Below are 17,716 nucleotides of genomic sequence, written 5' to 3' on the forward strand. Positions count from 1 at the left end.
CCCGCTGCCAGCATCCACGGCCTGTCAGCCCGCATGGCTGAAACTCCCTTCCATGCACCTCCGGTCATCCCCTCTTCTTTCGTCCTTCCTGCCCTTGCTTGCCGGCCTGCTGCTGGCGCCTTCGCCTGTTCTTGCCGGAGCGGCAGAGCCTGGCGGGCCGTCAGCGCTATCGGCGCTGGGCGCCTGGCTGCACCTGCCCGCCAGCCTGGCGCTGGGGCCGCTGGTCCTGCCGATGGGCGTGGTGGTGGCCATGCTGGCCTGGCTGCTGGCGCAGTGGCTGGCGCGCAGGAATGAAAGGCGCACGGGCCAGGCCGTGGATGCGCTGCTGTGGCAGAGCACCCTGGCCGGCCTGCTGGCGGCGCGCCTGGCCTATGTCGCGCAGTGGTGGGCCGAGGTCGCGCCTGCTCCCTGGGATTGGAGCGGGATGCCGGCCTTCGCAGGCCGCATCATCGATATCCGCGACGGGGGATGGAACCTGTGGGCCGGCCTGCTGGCCGCGCTGCTGTACATGCTGTGGCGCAGCCGCCGCTCCCCGGTGCTGCGCCGCGCCACAGGGCTGGCGCTGGGCGCGGGGGCGGCCCTGCTGGTGCTGGGCAGCCTGCTGCAGGCGCTGCCCTCCGCAGATGCACCGGCCCTGCCGGCCTTCACCCTGGTCAACGGACAGGCGCAGCCGGTCTCGCTGCAGCAGTTGCAGCAGGCCGATGGCAAGCCCATGGTGATCAACCTCTGGGGCACCTGGTGCCCGCCCTGCCGGCGCGAGATGCCGGTGCTGGCCCAGGCCCAGCAGCAGCGGCCCGATGAGCGTTTCATCTGGATCAACCAGGGCGAGACGGCAGAGGCCGTGATGGGCTATTTGCGGCGCGAGCAGGCGACGGCCCCGCTGCCGCTGGCCCAGGTGCTGTTCGACCCGCAGCAGCAGGCCGGCCGGCACTGGCGCCAGCGGGGCCTGCCTTCCACCTATTTCTATGGTGCCGACGGCCGGCTGTGCGGCATGCGCATGGGCGAGCTGTCGCGCGCCAGCCTGGCCCAGCATCTGAAGGAATGTTCATGAGCGCTTCCCCCCTGTTTCCCCTGCCTGCACTGGCAGGAGCCCTGGCACTGTCGGCAGCCTTGGCCCTGCCGGCTGCGGCGTCCGAGCTGCCATCGGAGGATTTCCTGGCCCAGCAGGGACTGACCCTGGTGGGACCGCTGCCGGCCGTGGGCGGACTCAAGGCCTGGGCCGCCTACCGCGACCGCCAGCCCGTGCCCATCTACCGCATGCCTGACGGCAAGCACTGGGTGCTGGGCACGGTCATCGACGCCCAGGGCCGCGACGTGAACGCCCAGGCCCTGCAGGCCGCCGTGCAAAAGCCCATGGGCGAGCAGCTGTGGAGCGATGTGCAGCGCGCCCAGTCCATACCGGATGGCCGCGCCGACGCGCCGCGCACGGTCTATGTGTTCACCGACCCCAACTGCCCCTATTGCAACCAGCTGTGGAACGATGCCCGGCCCTGGGTGGAGAGCGGCCAGGTGCAGTTGCGCCACATTCTGGTGGGCATCCTCAAGCCCAGCAGCGAGGGCAAGGCCGCCGCCATGCTGACCGCGCGCCAGCCAGAGCAGGCCCTGGCCGAGCACGCACGTGCCTATGCCAAGGCCGGCCGCGCCAGCGCAGAAGGCGCGGGCGCCACGTCGCTGGCCCCGGTGCCGCAGGCCACGCGGCAGGTGCTGGCCAGCCATGCCTCGCTGATGTCCACCTGGGGCCTGCGTGCCACGCCGGCCCTGGTCTGGAAGGATGACAAGGGGCTGGTGCAGGTACGCACCGGCCTGCCGCCGGGCCTGCTGGAAGAGGTCATGGGGCCGCGTGGCAGGAAATGATGAGGACGACCATGAGCACAAGCCGTTGTCCCGTCGATTCCACCGCCTCCAGCGACTGGAGCGACCTGTTCCCCGCCCGGCCGGATGCGCCGCCGCTGCGCATCGTGCTGCATGCGCCCACGCCCGGCGCCCTGGCCCGTGCACGCAGCAATCTGGCCAACCTGCGCCAGGACCGGCCCGGTGCCGAAGTCCGCATCGTCATCAACGGCCCGGCCGTCGAGGCACTGCTGGATGCCGCGCCGGGCACGCCGCAGCATCTGGATGCAGAGGCCCTGGCCCATGCGCTGGTCTGCCCGAACACGCTCAGGAAGCTGGGCCGCGAGGCGCCTGCCGGCATGCGCGTGCTGCCGCAGGGCGGCATCGAGTCACTGGCCCTGCTGCAGCAGTCGGCCTGGTGCTACGTGCGCTGCTGAGCGGCCTGCGCCAGCGAGGCCAGGCAGCGCGCCTGCCATTGGTACTCGGGCTCGAACGATTCCCGGTCCGTGACGGCGCCGTGGCCGCCCTCGCCATAGACCATGGCGTAGGCCGCATAGTCGGCCGCCTGCAGCGCCCGGCCCGCCAGCCCATGGGCCGTGGCATAGGTGGCGGACACGGCGGCATGGCCGCAGCCGTCGAGGGAGCGTGATCCCTGGTGGTGGTTGGCCAGGCTGGCGGCCTCGCGGGCCAGGCGGTCCAGCTCCTGCCTGTCGATCTGGCCGTCCAGGTAGCGGCGAAGGCCTTGTGCGCAGCGGATGACGTCCGGGTCTTCCAGCAGGTGCGCGATGCGGTCCACGCAGGCCTGTGTGAATTGCAGCCTCAGGTGCTCGCCGGCTTCGGCGGCAAGGTCCAGTTCCGAAGCAAGGCTGTTCAGGGCATGGTTCATGGAGAACTCCTTGGCAGTGGCGACACAAGCAGCGTAGACCGGGGCCGCGCACGGAAACAAGAGGGTGATTTCCGATACGCGCCCCGCATTCCCGAGGAATGCAGTCACCCTGTTAACCCCGTCTTAATCCCCGCGCCACACGCTATGGACTGCCTTGGGCGCCTGTCCATGGCAGGCAGTCGGTGGCACTTTGCAAGCCCATTGCTTGACTCACATCAAGCCACCAAGGCCCTGAATTTCATATATTAAATTCAATATAAAAAGCATATTTTTAATGCTTTATTGAGTTTGAGCGACCACGATCCGTGGCCGCAGGACGATGAAAGACAGGCCATGCCAAAAACATCCCGCGCCGGCAGCGGCTGCAACGACTGCAGCTGCAAGCCCTCCACCCAGGACATCCTCGCCCCTACCCTCTCCCATGCGCAGCCCGCCGCAGGCAAGCGCGGCTTCCTGCAGGACCTGCTGGCCGCCGCCATGGCGGCCGTGGCCCTGCCCGTGACGGCGGCCGCGCCCAGCACCACGGGTTTCCAGCCGCCGCGCCGCCCCGGCGAGGCCGGCAAGCGCTACGGCATGCTGGTGGACCTGCGCCGCTGCATAGGCTGCCAGGCCTGCACGGTGAGCTGCTCCATGGAGAACCTGCCGCCGCTGGGCCAGTTCCGCACCACGGTGCTGCAGTACGAGGTGCAGCACGCGGGCAACGAGGACCTGCCGCCGGCCATGCTCAACCTGCCGCGCCTGTGCAACCACTGCGACAACCCGCCCTGCGTGCCGGTCTGCCCTGTGCAGGCCACCTTCCAGCGCAGCGACGGCATCGTGCTGGTGGACAACGAGCGCTGCGTGGGCTGCGGCTACTGCGTGCAGGCCTGCCCCTATGACGCGCGCTTCATCAACCACGAGACGCAGACCGCCGACAAGTGCACCTTCTGCGAGCACCGCCTGGAAGCCGGCCTGCTGCCGGCCTGCGTGGAAAGCTGCGTGGGCGGCGCCCGCGTGATCGGCGACCTCAACGACGAGGGCAGTGAGATCCGCCAGCGCATGCGCGAGCACGCCAAGGACCTCAAGGTGCTCAAGCCCGCCATGGGCACGGACCCGCATGTGTACTACCTGGGATTGCCCGACGCCTTCGTCGACGGCGTGGACGGGCAGGCCAGCGTGCGGCTGGTCACTTCCCACTGAACGCAAGGAGCACCCCATGCACATCGTCGAACTCCTGACCCCCGCCTACGAATCGGCCTGGCTGCCCTGGGCCGTGCAGTACTTCTTCCTGGCCGGCATTGCCACGGGCGCCGCCCTGCTGGCCGCCGCCTGCGCCTGGGCGCCGCGCGCCAGCGCCATGGCGCGCCTGCTGCCGGCCGCCGTGCTGGTGCTGGCCGTCAGCGCCATCGCCGCGCCCGTGTCGCTGCTGGCCGACCTGCACCAGCCTGCGCGCTTCTGGCATTTCTATGCGCACTTCACGCCGTGGTCGTGGATGTCGGTGGGCGCCCTGCTGCTGCCGGCCTTCGTGGGACTGGCGCTGGCCTTCGTGCTGGCCTGGTGGCTGGGCCGGCCGCGGTGGCTGCGCTGGCTGGCGCCGCTGCTGGCCGTGTCGGCGCTGACCATCACCGCCTATACCGGCGCCGAACTGATGGCCGTGCGCTCGCGCCCGCTGTGGAACACGCTGTGGGTGCCGCTGAACCTGGCGCTCACGGGCTGGCTGGCCACGGTGGGCTGCATGTTGGTGACGGCGCGCTTTCTGCCCGCCCGCCACCGCCCCGATGCCGGCGCCCTGCAGGCCCTGCGCATGCTGGGCCTGGCGCTGGCGCTGTGCCTGCTGGCCATGGTGGGGGTCTGGGCCGTTGCCGGCTGGCTGGGCCAGGGCCGCTCCTTCCAGGCGGCGCTGCAGCTGTGGCAGCAGTTTCCGGTCTGGCGCCTGAGCATGCTGGGCTCGGCCGTGGCCGGTGCCGCCCTGCTGTGGGCCCTGGTCCGGGGTGGGCAGCGCATGGCCTGCCCGCGCTACACGCTGGCCCTGGGGCTGGGCCTGGCCGCCGCGGCCTGGGCCTTCCGCTGGGCGCTGTTCATGGGCGTGCAAGGCGTGCCCAAGTACGGCGCGGGCCTGTACATCTACCACATGCCGCTGGGCGGCGACGGCCTGCTGGGCATGCTGGGCGTGGCCGGCCTGTGCATTGCACTGGTGACGCTGGCCACCTGGGCGCTGGAGCTGTTTCCCGCGCGCTCGGCCGCGGCCCGCGCCCTCTGACACCGCCGCCCTGACGACCCCTCACCCATTCACGGAGCGCGGCCCGCCACCGGCCGGCCGCGCCACAGAAAGCCTTTCATGACCGACAAGAAGAAACTCCCCCAAGCCCCCGAAGATTCCCTGGATGCCGAGGCCGCCCGCCGCCGCCTGCTGCTGCGCGGCGGACTCACCGCCGGTGGGCTGGCCGCCTTTGCGGCCGGCTACGGCGAGACGCTGGCACGTGGCGCCAAGGGCCTGGTGACAGGCAGCTCGGGCACGCCCACGGCCAGCGCCACGCGCGGCAATTCGCTGACGCCCGAGTTCCGCATCGACCCGGCCACGGGCGCGCTCGCCACCCAGCCCGGCCAGGTGGTCAGCCCCTCCAGCTGCCTGGGCTGCTGGACGCAGTGCGGCGTGCGCGTGCGTGTCGATACCGCCAGCAACCGCATCCTGCGCGTGGCAGGCAACCCCTACCACCCGCTGGCCACCACGCGCCCGGCCGCCATGGAAGAACCCGTGCGCGAGGTCTACGCCAAGCTGGGCAAGGAGCTGGGCCTGGAGGGCCGGGCCACGTCCTGCGCGCGCGGCTCGTCCATGCTGGAGCACCAGAGTGCACCGCACCGCGTGCTCACCCCGCTCAAGCGCGTGGGCCCGCGCGGCAGCGGCCGCTGGCAGAGCATTTCCTTCGAGCAGCTGGTGCAGGAAGTCTGCGAGGGCGGCGATCTGTTCGGCGAAGGCCAGGTCGATGGCCTGCGTGCCATCTGGGACCCCAAGACGCCGCTGGACGCCGACAACCCCGAGTTCGGCCCGCGCTCCAACCAGTTGCTGGTGACCGACGCCTCCAACGAAGGCCGCGCCCAGCTGCTGCGCCGCTTTGCGGGGCCGTCCTTCGGCACCGTGAACGTCAGCAACCACGGCGCCTACTGCGGCCAGAGTTTTCGCGTGGGTGCGGCAGCGGCCCTGGGCGACCTGCCCGGCATGCCGCACGGCAAGCCGGACTGGAGCCATGCCAGCTTCGGCCTGTTCATCGGCGCGGCGCCCGCACAGTCCGGCAACCCCTTCCAGCGCCAGGGCCGCGAACTGGCTGAGGCCCGCTCGCGCGAGGACAACCGGTTCCGCTACGTGGTGGTCTCGCCCGTGCTGCCCACCTCGTCCAGCCTGGCTGCGGGCAGCGGCAACCGCTGGCTGGCCGTCAAGCCGGCCAGCGACCTGGCCCTGGCCATGGCGCTGATCCGCGTCATCCTGGACGAGGCACGCCATGACACGGGCTTTCTCGCCCAGCCCGGCCCGGCCGCCATGCAGGCGGCGGGCGAGGCGTCCTGGAGCAATGCCACGCACCTGCTGGTCAACGAGCCCAGCCACCCGCGCCACGGCAGCTTTCTGCGCGGCGCCGACCTGGGCTGGGCGCTGCCCGCGCCAGCCGAAGACGGCAAGCCGGCCCAGGATGTGTTCGTGGTGCAGCGTGCCGATGGCAGCCTGGCGCCGCACACCCAGGCCGAGCCTGCACAGCTGATGGTGCGCACCTGCGTGGCCGTGCCCGGCCTGAAGGCAGAAGGCGCGGACCAGGCCCCCGAGCTGTCGGTCTGCTCCTCGCTGGCCAAGCTGCATGAGCAGGCCAGCCTCAAGACACTGGACGAATACGCGGCGCTGTGCGGCGTGGCGCGCGGCGAGATCGAGGCGCTGGCGCGCGAGTTCACCAGCCATGGCAAGCGCGCCGTGGCCGATGCGCATGGCGGCACCATGAGCGGCGCGGGCTTCTACACCGCCTACGCCATCAGCATGCTCAACACCCTGGTGGGCAACCTCAACGTGCAGGGCGGCCTGGTGCTGGATGCCGGCCCGTTCGGCCCCTTCGGCCCGGGCCCGCGCTATGACTTCGCCAACTTCGACGGCAAGGTCAAGCCGCGCGGCCTGGCGCTGTCACGCCACCGCCAGCCCTACGAGAAAAGCGCGGAATTCCAGCGCAAGCGCGAGGGCCAGCCCGAGGGCGCGAAGGACTACCCCGCCGCCCAGGCCCCGTGGTACCCGGCCGTGGGCGGCCTGTCCAGCGAGATGCTGGCCAGCGCGCTGGCCGGCTACCCCTACCGCGCCAAGGCCTGGATCAACCACATGAGCAACCCCGTCTACGGCATTGCGGGCTTTCGCAATGCGCTGGTGGACGATCTCAAGGACCCGAAGAAGCTGCCGCTGATCGTCTCCATCGACCCCTTCATCAACGAGACCAGCGCGCTGGCCGATTTCATCGTGCCCGATACCGTGACCTACGAGAGCTGGGGCATCTCGGCGCCCTGGGCCGACGTGGTGGCCAAAAGCTCCACCGTTCGCTGGCCCGTGGTGCAGCCCGCCGTGGCGCGCACGGCCGGCGGCCAGCCCGTGAACGTGGAGAGCTTTCTCTTTGCCGTGGCAGAACGGCTGGGCCTGCCGGGCTTTGGCGAGGCCGCCATCAAGGACGCCCAGGGCCAGCCCCATGCGCTGCGCTCGGCCGAGGACTTCTTCATCCATGCCCTGGCCAACGTGGCCTGGGCAGGCGGCAAGCCCGTGCCGGCGGCCAGCGATGACGACATCGCCATCACCGGCGTGGACAGGCTGGTGCCCGCGCTGCGCCAGCGCCTGAAGGACGATGAATGGCGCCAGGTGGCCATGCTGCTGACGCGCGGCGGGCGCTTCGACCGCATCGAGGACGCCTGGAAGGACGGCCACACCCGCAAGGCCCACGCGCCTGCCCTGCAAGTGTGGAGCGAGGAGCTGGCCCGCATGCGCCACGCCATGACGGGCGAGCGCTACAGCGGCTGCCCCACCTGGTATCCGGCGCGGCTGGCCGACGGCAGCGCCATGCGCACGCATTTCGGCGAGCAGCAATGGCCGCTGCTGCTGACCTCGTACAAGTCCAACCTGATGAGTTCCATGTCGATTGCCGTCTCGCGGCTGCGCCAGGTGCATCCGCACAACCCGGTGTCCCTGCACCGCGATGACGCCGAGCGGCTGGGCATCGCCAACGGCGACACGGTGCGCATCCGCACGCCGGGCGGCGCGGTGACGGCCGTGGCCATGGTGCGCGACGGCGTGATGCCGGGGACCGTGGCCATCGAGCACGGCTACGGCCACCGCGAGCTGGGCGCGGGCCGCCACAGCATCGACGGCCAGCCCATGCCGGTGAACGCCGAGCATGCCAATGGCGTGAACCTCAACGACCTGGGCTTTGCCGATCCCACGCGGCCCGGCTGCAAAAACGTGTGGGTGGACTGGGTGTCGGGCGCCGCGGTGCGCCAGGGGCTGCCTGCGCGCATCGAGAAGGTCTGATCAGCGGGCGGGGCTGGCGACAGGTGCAGCGACGGGTGCGGCCACTGGTGTGGTGGCGGCCTGCCAGCCGCCGCCCAGCGCCTGGTACAGCGCAATGGCGTTTTCCAGCTGGCTCTGGCGCAGGCGTATGACTTCCTGCTGGGCCTGGTAGAGATTGCGCTGGGCGTCCAGCTCTTCCAGGTAGCTGGCGTAGCCGGCCTCGTAGCGGTCCTTGGCAAAGCCCAGGGAGCGCTGCAGCACCGCCTCGCGCTCGCTGGCGTGCTGCCACTGCGACTGCAGGCGCCGGGTGCCGACCAGGGCGTTTTCCACATCGGCCAGGGCCTTGATCACCACGCCCCGATAGGCATAGGCGGCCTGGTCGCGCTGGGCGGTCACGGCGTCGAACTGGCCCTGCAGCCGCCCGCCCGTGAACAGCGGCGCCAGCACGCTGCCGCCCAGGGCCCAGACCGTGGCCGGGTGGTATTGCAGGGCATTGACCAGCAGGCTGCCGGCGCTGGCCGTCAGCGAGACCTGGGGCAGGAAGGCGGTGCGCTGCACGGCCAGGCTTTCGTCGGCGGCCGCCAGCTGCAGCTGCGCCCGTGCAATGTCGGGGCGGCGCTGCAGCAACGCCGAAGGCAGGCCGGCGGCCGGCGCAGGCGGCGGTGCGCCCAGCGCAGCGGACTGGCCGTCGGTTGTTGCCATGAGCGCGGCGGCCTGCTCGTCACCCTCGCCGCCGGCCAGCAGCAGGAGCGCCGTGCGCTGGCGCGCCAGCGACAGCTCCAGCTGCTCCACGGCCTGCTGCACGCCCTGCAGCTCGGCCTGGGCCTGGGTGAGCTGCAGCTGCGAGGTGTAGCCGACGCGCGCCTGCTCGTCGGCCAGGCGCAGGGCCTGTTCGCGCGAGCGGGCCGTGGCCTGGGCCACTTGCAGCTGCGATTGCAGCGAGCGCAGGCCCACATAGGCCTGGGCCGTGGTGGCCGCCACGGCCAGGGCCACGGCGTCGCGGTCGGCCTCGCTGGCCTGCAGGCGCAGGGCGGCGGCCTTTTCCAGATGGGCGATGCGGCCCCACAGATCAGGCTCCCAGCTGGCCTGCAGGCCGGGCTGAACCGAGCGCGTGTGCGCCAGGCCCCGCGCGCCCAGACTGCGGCCCGTGGAGGCGCCGGCCGTGGCCGAGAGCTGGGGCAGGCCCGCGGCGCCTGCCACATCCAGGTTGGCCCGCGCCTCATCCACGCGCGACAGGGCCAGCAGCACATCGTTGTTCCGGGACTGGGCCAGTTCCACCCAGCGCGTGAGCAGCGGATCGCCAAAGGCCTGCCACCACGATGCCTGGACGGCAGCGGCCGGCTCCTGCCCTGCCCCGCTCCACTGGGCGGGCACGGCGGGCCGGGCCGCTTCAGGCGCGGTGCTCAGCGGCGGCACGCTGCAGCCGGCCAGCGCGGCAGCGCAGGCCATGGCCATGGCCAGTGCGCGGGCGGTCATGGGCGGGCCTCCGGTTGGGGTGCGGGCTGCCGTGCGGGTTGCGGTGCGGGCTGCTGTGCGGGTTGGGGCTCAGGCTGCGCCGTATCCAGCCGCACCACCACCGACATGCCCGCGCGCAGCCTGGCGGCCAGCTCCTGGTCGGGATCGATTGCAATCTTGACCGGCAGGCGCTGCACGACCTTGGTGAAGTTGCCCGTGGCGTTGTCGGCCTTGAGCACGCTGAATTCCGAGCCCGTGGCCGGCGCGATCTCCAGCACGCGGCCCGTGAGGTGGGCGCCGCCCAGCGCATCGACGCTGAAGCGCACTGCCTGGCCTATGCGCACCCGGGCGGTCTGGGTTTCCTTGAAGTTGGCCACCACCCACAGCGTGTGCGGCACCACGTACATGAGCTGGGAGCCGGCCGTGACGTACTGGCCCCGGCGCACGCCGACCTCGCTGACCTGGCCATCGCCGGGCGCGTGCACCACGGTGTTGTCCAGGTTGATCTGGGCCTGGCGCAGCTGGGCCTCGGCCATCTGGACCTGGGCTTCGAGCGAGGCGCGGTTCACCGTCGTCGCCTTGATCTTCTGGGCGTTGATCTCGATGTCGGCCTGGGCCTTGGCCACGTTGGTGGCCGCCAGGCGCGCGGTGGCACGCACCTTGTCGCGCTCGTTGAGCGAGACGGAGCCGCGCTCGGACAGCGCCTGCACGCGCTGCAGCTCGGCTGCGGCGCGGTCGGATTCGGCCTGCGCCGCCGCCAGGCCGGCGCGGCTGGCCCCCAGCGTGGCGCGGTTCTGCGCCTGGGTCTGGTCGGCATTGGCCAGCTGTGCGCGGGCATTGGCCAGCTGGGCCTGGGCCTGGGCCTGGGCGGCTTCGTAGGTGCGGGCGTCGATGCGCACCAGGGGCTGGCCGGCCTTGACGTTCTCGTAGTCCTGCACCAGCACCTCGGTCACATAGCCGCTGACCTGGGGCGCGAGCACGGTGACGGCGCCGCGCACATAGGCGTTGTCGGTGCTGACCACGGTGCCCGCGAAGGGGAACAGGTTCCAGGCACGCAGCACCAGCAGAACGCCGGCCAGTGCGACCACCAGCATCACCAGCACGCTGCGCAGCGAGGGCTTGATGAGCTTGGGCGAAGGCGAAGGCGAAGGCGAAGGCGAAGGCGAAGGCGAAGGCGATGGCGATGGCGAAGGCGCCGCAGCGGGAGCCGGCGCAGGCGAGGCAGAGGCGGCCGTGCCGCCATTGGAATTTTCGGAGTCACTCATGTTGTTGTCTTTTCTCTGGGCGAACGGTTTCAGGCGCGGGCGACGGGTTGGGTGGGCGGCTGGCCCGGCGCGTCCTGCGGCGCGGCGGCATCGGTGCCGCGCATGGCCGAGGCATCGGCAGCGGCGGCGCGCATGCGCTCCACGAAGGCGCGCTGGCGTGCGCGGCCGGCCAGGGCCAGCGTCCACAGCAGGTAGAGCACGGCCACGCCGGCCGTGAGGGCGAACACGTCGTTGTAGGCGCGCACATTGGCCTCGCGGCGTGCCGCCTGCGCCAGCTGGGCCGTGCCCTGGGCCGCGCGCAGGGCCGGGTCGGCAATGACGCGGGCCAGGCTTTGCTGCTGCAGGCGCAGGCGGTCGGCCACGATGGGGTCGGTGGGATCGACATCGGCCACGATGGCGGCCGAATACACCTGCTCGCGGTGCATCTGGTAGGTGCTCAGCAGGGCCGAGCCCATGAGCGCGCCCATGGCCTGCGTCATGGAGATGGTGACGATGGCCGTCAGCATGTAGTGCGCGCCGAACTTCAGGCCCTGCACCACGCCGATCAGCATCAGCGGCCCCATGAACAGGCCCGCGCCCACGGCCATGAGGAACTGGCTGCCGAAGAAGTCCTCGGGCCGGGCCAGGCTGGTGCGGCTGTGGTCCAGCCAGGCCGCCAGCGCGAACAGCACGATGGAGCCCACGATCTGCTTGCCCATGTTCTCCAGCCCGAAGGTCAGCGCCGACACGGCAATGCCCGCGATGGTGCCCAGCAGGATGACGATGAACAGCGGCTGCATCTGGTCCACCGTCATGCCCAGCATGCGCTGCATGCCGATCACGCCATAGGTCTGCTCGGTGGTCAGAAAGCGCAGCAGCAGCGCACCGATCACGAAGCGCACCGTGGGCGCCAGCACGAACCAGCGCGTCTGCAGCATGGGATTGCGGCGGTGGTGCTCGATGTACAGTGCCACGCTCAGCAGGACGATGGAGCCGATCAGCATCCAGGCCAGCCAGGGCGTGTCCAGCCACCAGTGGTTGTAGCCCTGCACCAGCACGGCGATCAGCAGGCCCACGCCGGGCACCATCAGGAAGAAGGTCAGGAAGTCCAGCCGCTCGAAGCTGCGGATATGCACGCCCGGCGGCAGCTTGAGCACCACCACGCCCGCGAACGAAATCAGGGCCAGGCCGGCCTCGAACAGGTAGAGGTTGTGCCACTCGCTGTTGAACAGCAGGCCCGGCGACAGGATCCAGGCCAGCGGCGTGGCGATCTGCCCCAGCCCCACGCCGATCACCAGCATCTTGAGCACATGCTTGCGCGGCGCGGCCTGCAGCATGTAGAGCGTGCCCAGCGTGCTGCAGGTGGCGCCCGCCAGGCCGCTGGCCGCGCGCAGCATGAGCAGGCTGGTGTAGCTGCCCAGCACCAGGTGCAGCAGCGTCAGCAGCGCATACAGGCCCAGGCCGATCTCGGCGAACAGCCGCATGCCGAACTGCTGGCGGAACTTGTAGACCAGCAGGTTGGCCGTCATGTTGAGCATGACGTAGGCGCCGGTCAGCCAGGCGGCCTCGGAAGACGTCAGCCCCATCTGGCCCTGGATGGTGGGCAGGTTGGCCGTGAACAGTGCATTGCCCAGGCCGCCCGTCAGCGCCACCAGCACGGCGATCAGGCCATAGGCGGCGCGCACGGCCGGCTGGTGCAGCGGCATGGACGGCGAGCCCGGCAGGCTGGGCTTTTCATGCTCTTCCCAGTCCGGCGGGGGCTTGAGGTAGACGACGGGGGGCGACGGGGGCAGCACGGGCCCCGGTGGAGTGGGTGTGGTGGCCATGTCAGGCCTTCAGGCCTTGCCAGACGATCTGCAGCGCCTTGCGCGCCAGGGTGCGCCGCTGCTGCGGCGTCTCGCCGCGCAGCGAGGCGCCCAGCATGCCGAAGACCAGGGACAGCTCGGCCTGCGTCAGCGGCTGGCGGCAATGGCCACAGGCCACGGCCCGGTCCATGGCCGGCCGAAAGATCTGCCACATGGCAACGCGGGCCTGGGCGATGACCTCGTCGCCGCGCTCCACGGTGCGCCAGTAATCGGTGATGGGGGCCGAGACCGCAATGCGCTCGGCCAGGCGCGACAGCAGCTTGTAGAAGGCGTCGTCGTCCTCGGCCATGGCCTCGGCCGCGCTGCGCATGCTGTCCAGCGAACGCTCCAGCAGCGCCAGCATCAGCGCACGCCGGTCAGGAAACTGCCGGTACAGCGTGGCGCGGCCGACCTCGGCGCGCTCGACGACCAGGTCCAGCGGCGCGGTCACGCCATGCTCGGAAAACACGGCATCGGCCGCGTCCAGCAACTGGGCGCGGCGGATATCGGCACTGGGTCTTTTGGAAGTCATGCGGACAATTATCGGACAAAGTTGTCCGTTAAATGTCCGCAACCAGCCTATCCCATGGCGTGGCCATGGGCAAAAAAGCCAGCGGTTTCCGGCAGCGGCAAGGCCTCTACAGGTCGGTCAGCGGCAGCAGCTGGCGGCGGCTGTCAAAGCGCCGCGACTGGCCGTCCAGAGGATCGGTGAAGGACAGGCTGCGCGCCAGCAGCTGCAGCGGGCGCGAGTAGTCGCCCTCGGGCAAGTCATGCACTTCGGGATAGAAGCCGTCGCCCCACAGCGGCAGGCCCAGGGCGGCCATGTGCACGCGCAGCTGGTGGCGCTTGCCGCTTTCCGGCTCCAGCCGGTAGCGTGCCCAGCGGCCGCGCTGCTCCAGCACCTGCATGTGGGTGCGGGTGTTGGGTGTGCCGGCCACCTCGTGCATGCGGAAGAAATGGCCGCTTTCCTCCATGCGGCTTTCATGCGTGCGCGGGAAAACCACGTCCTCGCGCCAGGGGGCGACGGCCTCGTAGGTCTTGTGGATGGCGCGGTCGCGGAACAGCGCCTGGTAGATGCCGCGTGTGGCGCGCTGCACCGAAAACACCACCAGCCCCGCCGTGTCGCGGTCGATGCGGTGGATGGGCGACAGCTCGGGCAGGTCGAACTCGCGCTTGAGCCTCACCAGCAGCGTCTGCTGCAGGTACTTGCCGGCCGGCACCACGGGCAGGAAATGCGGCTTGTCGGCCACCAGCAGATGCGCGTCGCGGTGGAGGACCTCGGCCTCGAAGGGGATGGGCGGCTCGGCCTGCAGCTCGCGGTAGTAGTAGTAGCGCAGGCCCGGCGCAAAGGCCGTGCCTGCATGGGCGGCACGGCCGTGCTCGTCCACCACTTCTTCCTGCGCCATGCGCCGCAGCCAGTCCTCGCGCGCCACGGCCGGCAGGCGCTCGGCCAGAAAATCGATCAGCAACCCGCCGCCCTGGCTGGGCAGCACCACGCAGCTGGGGCTGACGCCGTCGCGCAGAGGAAGAACCTTGGGGTCGTGGGCGTTGTGCATGTGTTTCAGCCCTCAGAGCGCCTGCCGCGCAGCCCATTCATCAGGCGTCACGATCAGGCCGGGAAAGCTGTCTCGCAGCGCCAGAAGGTCGCCGTCGCCGGTGATGAGCGCCCGGGCCCGGCCTACATGCGCCAGCACCAGGAACACCTGGTCCTTGTCGTCCCGGCACAGCGGCAATGCAGGCCAGGGCTGCGGCAGTGTGACGACATCGGCCCAGGGCAGGAAATCCTCCAGCAAGGCCTGTTGCTCGGCCGTTGACAGCTTGAACTTCGGATAGGCGAGCACACGCAGCAATTCGCTGGCCGTTTCCCTGCAGACCAGGGGCTGCAACTGCTGGTGCTGCCAGGCCCGGCGTATCCACGCAAGACGGCCGGACGTGAACAGCAATGCCGAGAGCACGACGTTGGTGTCCAGGACGACACGCATCATTTGCGCGCCCAGGAGGTAGCCTCCTGCACATCCTCTTCGGTGATGCCCATCTGCTGCAGCTTGTCGCGGACGGCCTGTGCGCGCTGGACACGCTGCACGTGCACGGGCGTGAGCACGATGCGGCCGTTTTCCACGGCCACCTCGAAATACTCGGTGGCCTCCACCTCGGACACCACGGCCTTGGGCAGGGTGATTTGGTTCTTCGACGTCAATTTGGCAAGCATGGCCGGCTCCTGCAAATCAGAGAAAACACGGAAATCTTACTTCCTTACTTCATTCCTCTGCGTCTCACCGGGTTTCTTCACCTGGCGAGGCTGACCCGCTCAGTCCACTCACGCCGTTCAACCCGCTGTCCGCCGTCACCAGCACGCCCGCCGAAACAATGTAGTCGGCCGCGCTTTCGATGTCGCCGCGCAGCGCCTCCTTGGCGGCGGGCGCATCGCCGCGCCGCAGGGCCTCGACCAGGCGCGCATGGTGGCCGACCGCCACCTGTTCGCTCACGCGGCGCGAGCCCGAGCGCATGTCGTGGTTGAGGATGGGGCCTATGCGCAGCCACAGCGCCTCGATCATCTGCAGCAGCATGGGCATGCCGGCCGCGCTGTAGACGGCGAAGTGGAAATCCTTGTTGAAGGCGATGAGCCGCGCGCCGTCCGGCGAGGCGCTGGCCATCTCGGCCGCAAAGCGGTCCTGCAGGGCGGCGATGCGTTCCAGCCCGGCGGCCGGCAGTTGCCGGGCCGCCTGCTCCGTGGCCAGGCCTTCGAGGTTGACGCGGATGCGGGTGATCTCGCGGAAGGCGCTTTCCGTCATCAAGGGCACGCGCAGCGCGCGGTTGGGCGTGAGTTCCAGCGCCTGCTCGGCCACCAGCCGGTGCACGGCCTCGCGCACGGGCATGACGCTGACGCCCAGCGCGCTGGCCGTGGTGCGCAGCGAGATCTGCTCGCCCGGAATCATCTGGCCCGTGATCAGCAATTCCCTGAGCTGTGCATAGACATCGCTGCTGAGGGTCTGCCGTTTGAGTGGGGTGACTAGTTCGTTGATGGCCATGGCGGCGATGGTAGCGCGGCGCCGCCGCTGTCATGCCTCATAGGGTATTCACCATATTTGATCTGTGATCACAGATACAAAATCCAAACCCAACCCGAATCCCTTTCACCTTTGTTTGAGTTCCCAAGGAGTCCCCGCATGTGGAAAAACGATCTTCTGGCCGGCCAGCGCGTCCTGGTGACGGCGGGCGCCGCCGGAATCGGCCTGGAAATCAGCCGCGCCTTTGCCGAGGCCGGCGCGCGCGTCATGGTCTGTGACGTGGCCCAGGCCAGCCTGGATGCGCTGGCTGCCGCCCTGCCCGGCGCCAGCGGCCGTCTTGCCGATGTGTCGGATGCCTTGCAGGTGCAGGCCCTGTTCAAGGCCGTGGACAACGAGTTGGGCGGCCTGGACATCCTCGTCAACAACGCCGGGGTGGCCGGCCCCACGGGCGCGGTAGAGACGCTGGAGCTGGCCGACTGGCAGCGCACGCTGGATGTGAACATCACCGGCGCCTTCCTGTGCACGCGGCTGGCCGTGCCCCGGCTTCGGCAATCGGCACGCGAGGGCCGGCAGGCGGCCATCGTCAACCTGTCTTCGGCGGCAGGCCACCTGGGCATGCCGGGCCGCACGGCCTATTCGGCGTCCAAGTGGGCGGTGATCGGCCTGACCAAGTCGCTGGCACTGGAGCTGGGCGCCGACGGCATCCGGGTGAACGCCATCCTGCCGGGCGCCGTGGACGGCCCGCGCATCCGCGACGTGATTGCCGCCAAGGCGCAGGCGCGCGGCCTGCCGCTGGAGGATGTCACGCGCAGCTACACGCACCAGGCCGCGCTGGGCCGCATGGCCACGGCGCGCGACATTGCCAACATGGCCGTGTTTGCCGCCAGCCCGCTGGCCGGCCATGTCACGGGCCAGGAGCTGGCCGTCGATGGCCTGACACAGGCGCTGAGCTGAGCGCCCTCTCCTCCTCCCCTCCTCTCGCCTTTTTCACCGTTCGCAAGGACCTTCCATGGCCACCCGCACCAAAGCCATCATCACCTGCGCGCCCACGGGCGCCATCCACACGCCCAGCATGTCGCCCCACCTGCCGGTGACGGCCGAGCAGATTGCCCGCGCCGCCATCGATGCCGCCGAGGCCGGTGCCGCCATCGTGCACCTGCATGCCCGCGATCCGCGCGACGGGCGCCCTTCGCAGGACCCGGAGCTGTTCCGCCCCTTTCTCAAGGCGATCCGTGCCGAGAGCGATGCCATCATCAACATCACCACGGGCGGCAGCCCGCACATGACGGTGCCAGAGCGCATGCGGCCCGTGACCGAGTTCCAGCCCGAGCTGGCCTCGCTGAACATGGGCTCGATGAACTTCGGCCTGTTCCCCATGCTGGAGCGCTTCAAGGACCTGGAACACGCCTGGGAACGCGAGCACCTGGAAAACAGCCGCAACCTGGTCTTCAAGAACACCTTTGCCGATATCGAAGGCATCCTGCGGCTGGGCCAGGCCCAGGGCACGCGCTTCGAGTTCGAGTGCTACGACATCAGCCACCTGCACAACCTGGCGCATTTCGTGGACCGGGGGCTGGTGCAGGGGCCCGTGTTCGTGCAGTCGGTGTTCGGCATCCTGGGCGGCATCGGCGGCCACCCGGAGGACCTGATGCACATGCGGCGCACGGCCGACCGCCTGCTGGGCAGCAACTACCAGTGGTCCATCCTGGGCGCCGGGCGCAACCAGCTGCCGCTGGCCACCATGGGCGCGGCCATGGGCTCGCATGTGCGCGTGGGGCTGGAAGACTCTCTGTGGATAGGCCCGGGCCAGCTGGCCACCTCCAGCGCCGAGCAGGTGCGCCGCATCCGCACCGTGCTCGAGGCCCTGAATGTCGACGTCGCCACGCCTGACGAGGCGCGCCGGATGCTGGGCCTCAAGGGTGCGGCCAACGTCGCCTTCTGAATCGCCTTCC

General features: G+C 70.1%; 17 protein-coding genes. 8 read left to right on the forward strand and 9 right to left on the reverse strand.

All coding sequences use genetic code 11. The features are described 5' to 3' along the window. The first annotated feature begins 52 nt into the window (after positions 1-52). From ACF8NF_RS10845 to ACF8NF_RS10855, 3 genes are read left to right on the forward strand one after another with little or no spacing between them, the layout of a single operon-like run. The gene (locus ACF8NF_RS10845; protein WP_392450580.1) at positions 53-1,051 is read left to right on the forward strand and encodes a TlpA family protein disulfide reductase; all 999 of its coding nucleotides are present in this window, start codon (positions 53-55) and stop codon (positions 1,049-1,051) included. Continuing rightward, positions 1,048-1,854, forward strand: coding sequence for a thiol:disulfide interchange protein DsbG (gene dsbG, locus ACF8NF_RS10850; protein ID WP_392450581.1), 807 nt, complete (start codon positions 1,048-1,050; stop codon positions 1,852-1,854). Before ACF8NF_RS10845 ends, dsbG begins: the two co-directional genes overlap by 4 nt. Before the next feature lie 11 nt (positions 1,855-1,865). Then, a complete protein-coding gene (locus ACF8NF_RS10855; protein ID WP_392450582.1) occupies positions 1,866-2,267 on the forward strand; it encodes a hypothetical protein in 402 nt (133 codons plus the stop codon). Here ACF8NF_RS10855 and ACF8NF_RS10860 read toward each other — a convergent pair. Then, entirely contained in the window at positions 2,252-2,716 is a 465-nt protein-coding gene (locus tag ACF8NF_RS10860; protein WP_012206046.1) for a hypothetical protein, read from the reverse strand. The genes ACF8NF_RS10855 and ACF8NF_RS10860 overlap by 16 nt on opposite strands. Before the next feature lie 333 nt (positions 2,717-3,049). Here ACF8NF_RS10860 and dsrO point away from each other — a divergent pair, with 333 nt between their 5' ends. From dsrO to ACF8NF_RS10875, 3 genes are all read left to right on the forward strand, one after another. Further along, positions 3,050-3,895, forward strand: a complete 846-nt coding sequence (gene dsrO, locus ACF8NF_RS10865; RefSeq protein ID WP_392450583.1) for a sulfate reduction electron transfer complex DsrMKJOP subunit DsrO — start codon at positions 3,050-3,052, stop codon at positions 3,893-3,895. A 16-nt stretch (positions 3,896-3,911) separates the two neighbouring features. Further along, positions 3,912-4,955, forward strand: a complete 1,044-nt coding sequence (gene nrfD / locus ACF8NF_RS10870) for an NrfD/PsrC family molybdoenzyme membrane anchor subunit (protein ID WP_203400827.1) — start codon at positions 3,912-3,914, stop codon at positions 4,953-4,955. Positions 4,956-5,033: 78 nt separating this feature from the next. Further along, entirely contained in the window at positions 5,034-8,234 is a 3,201-nt protein-coding gene (locus ACF8NF_RS10875) for a tetrathionate reductase subunit A (RefSeq protein WP_392450584.1), read from the forward strand. Here ACF8NF_RS10875 and ACF8NF_RS10880 read toward each other — a convergent pair whose 3' ends face one another. The 8 genes from ACF8NF_RS10880 to ACF8NF_RS10915 form a co-directional block, all read right to left on the reverse strand. Beyond that, a complete protein-coding gene (locus ACF8NF_RS10880) occupies positions 8,235-9,689 on the reverse strand; it encodes an efflux transporter outer membrane subunit (RefSeq protein ID WP_016446237.1) in 1,455 nt (484 codons plus the stop codon). Next, entirely contained in the window at positions 9,686-10,933 is a 1,248-nt protein-coding gene (locus tag ACF8NF_RS10885; protein ID WP_392450585.1) for an HlyD family secretion protein, read from the reverse strand. The genes ACF8NF_RS10880 and ACF8NF_RS10885 overlap by 4 nt, the downstream gene beginning before the upstream one ends. A 29-nt stretch (positions 10,934-10,962) precedes the next feature. After that, on the reverse strand, positions 10,963-12,738 hold the full coding sequence (locus tag ACF8NF_RS10890) for an MFS transporter (protein WP_016451598.1): 1,776 nt from the start codon (positions 12,736-12,738) through the stop codon (positions 10,963-10,965). 1 nt (position 12,739) lies between these two features. Further along, positions 12,740-13,288: a TetR/AcrR family transcriptional regulator gene (locus tag ACF8NF_RS10895; protein ID WP_016446240.1), complete on the reverse strand. Its 549-nt coding sequence runs from the start codon at positions 13,286-13,288 to the stop codon at positions 12,740-12,742. Positions 13,289-13,394: 106 nt separating this feature from the next. After that, complete coding sequence (locus tag ACF8NF_RS10900) at positions 13,395-14,312, reverse strand: pseudouridine synthase (protein WP_392450586.1); 918 nt, start codon at positions 14,310-14,312, stop codon at positions 13,395-13,397. 12 nt (positions 14,313-14,324) lie between these two features. Next, positions 14,325-14,741 (reverse strand): putative toxin-antitoxin system toxin component, PIN family, encoded by a 417-nt coding sequence (locus ACF8NF_RS10905; RefSeq protein WP_392450587.1) that lies wholly within the window; start codon positions 14,739-14,741, stop codon positions 14,325-14,327. Next, positions 14,738-14,965, reverse strand: a complete 228-nt coding sequence (locus tag ACF8NF_RS10910; protein ID WP_016451595.1) for an AbrB/MazE/SpoVT family DNA-binding domain-containing protein — start codon at positions 14,963-14,965, stop codon at positions 14,738-14,740. The genes ACF8NF_RS10905 and ACF8NF_RS10910 overlap by 4 nt, the downstream gene beginning before the upstream one ends. Before the next feature lie 64 nt (positions 14,966-15,029). Then, positions 15,030-15,785 carry a GntR family transcriptional regulator gene (locus tag ACF8NF_RS10915; RefSeq protein WP_392450588.1) on the reverse strand — a complete coding sequence of 252 codons (756 nt, stop codon included), beginning with the start codon at positions 15,783-15,785 and terminating at the stop codon, positions 15,030-15,032. Between the two features lie 138 nt (positions 15,786-15,923). On the opposite strand from ACF8NF_RS10915, the gene ACF8NF_RS10920 reads away from it, so the two are divergent. Together ACF8NF_RS10920 and ACF8NF_RS10925 are read left to right on the forward strand one after the other, a co-directional pair. Then, positions 15,924-16,718, forward strand: a complete 795-nt coding sequence (locus ACF8NF_RS10920) for an SDR family oxidoreductase (protein WP_046988026.1) — start codon at positions 15,924-15,926, stop codon at positions 16,716-16,718. A 55-nt stretch (positions 16,719-16,773) separates the two neighbouring features. Beyond that, entirely contained in the window at positions 16,774-17,706 is a 933-nt protein-coding gene (locus ACF8NF_RS10925; protein ID WP_392450589.1) for a 3-keto-5-aminohexanoate cleavage protein, read from the forward strand. Positions 17,707-17,716: the final 10 nt, after the last annotated feature.

Origin of the sequence: Delftia sp. WSY_22 (genome assembly GCF_043104185.1) — a bacterium.
Lineage (GTDB): Bacteria > Pseudomonadota > Gammaproteobacteria > Burkholderiales > Burkholderiaceae_C > Comamonas > Comamonas tsuruhatensis.